Below are 502 nucleotides of genomic sequence, written 5' to 3'. Positions count from 1 at the left end.
CTGACCCGCCTGGCCCACGTGGAAGAGCTGCTGCCGGAAATCTGCACCCTGGACTGCGGCACCCTGAACTTCGGCGATGGCGACACCATTTACGTCTCCACCCCGGCCCAGCTGCGGGCTGGCGCCAAACGTATTCAAGAGCTGGGCGTAAAAGCCGAGCTGGAAATTTTCGACACCGGTCACCTGTGGTTCGCCAAGCAGATGATCAAGGAAGGCTTGCTCGACAACCCGCTGTTCCAGCTGTGCCTGGGCATCCCGTGGGGCGCGCCGGCCGACACCACCACCATGAAAGCCATGGTCGACAACCTGCCGGCTGACGCGGTGTGGGCCGGCTTCGGGATTGGTCGCATGCAGATGCCGATGGCGGCGCAAGCAGTGCTGCTGGGCGGCAACGTACGGGTCGGCCTGGAAGACAACCTTTGGCTGGACAAGGGCGTGCTGGCGACCAACGGCCAGTTGGTGGAACGCGCCAGCGAGATCCTCAGCCGCCTGGGTGCGCGGG

Annotated in this window: 1 protein-coding gene; it reads left to right on the top strand. The window is 64.9% G+C overall.

From position 1 onward, the window contains the following. The coding region (locus HX869_RS31265) for a 3-keto-5-aminohexanoate cleavage protein (RefSeq protein WP_178904187.1) at positions 1 to 502 on the top strand (502 nt) is incomplete at both ends.

This window comes from Pseudomonas sp. P7779 (genome assembly GCF_013386315.1).
Classification (GTDB): Bacteria; Pseudomonadota; Gammaproteobacteria; order Pseudomonadales; family Pseudomonadaceae; genus Aquipseudomonas.
The sequence above is the reverse complement of the archived record's forward strand: the minus strand, read 5'-3'. Positions and strand labels throughout refer to the sequence as shown.